Source organism: Streptomyces sp. GbtcB7, assembly GCF_019091445.1.
Classification (GTDB): Bacteria; Actinomycetota; Actinomycetes; order Streptomycetales; family Streptomycetaceae; genus Streptomyces; species Streptomyces mirabilis.
This window is the reverse complement of record NZ_JAGXJM010000358.1, coordinates 1-261: the sequence shown is the minus strand read 5'-3', so window position 1 is coordinate 261 and position 261 is coordinate 1. Positions and strand designations below refer to the sequence as shown.

Annotated in this window: 1 protein-coding gene; it reads left to right on the top strand. The window is 66.7% G+C overall.

The genetic code is table 11. The features are described 5' to 3' along the window. A partial coding sequence (locus tag KVT44_RS56255; RefSeq protein ID WP_217577025.1) for a hypothetical protein occupies positions 1 to 261 on the top strand: 261 nt, incomplete at both ends.

Genomic DNA, 261 nt, shown 5'->3' with positions numbered 1-261 from the left:
CTACTTCTCGATGCAGATGCCGATCCGACTAGCGAGCACCAGCATCCACCTCGCCGCTCAAGAGGTCCTCAAGTCGAATCCGGAGGTGTGGGCCGGGGACGCATCGGACGGACGCGGCGCGAACTGGGTAGAACCACATCGGGAGCTGGTCGCGGCAGCCCGCACGGTGCTCGCCACGCCGGACACCAAGCTGGAAACGCTGGGTGAGGTGCTGCGCGAGCTTCACGGCCTCGGGCGCCAAGCGCTGCTCTTCACGTGGTC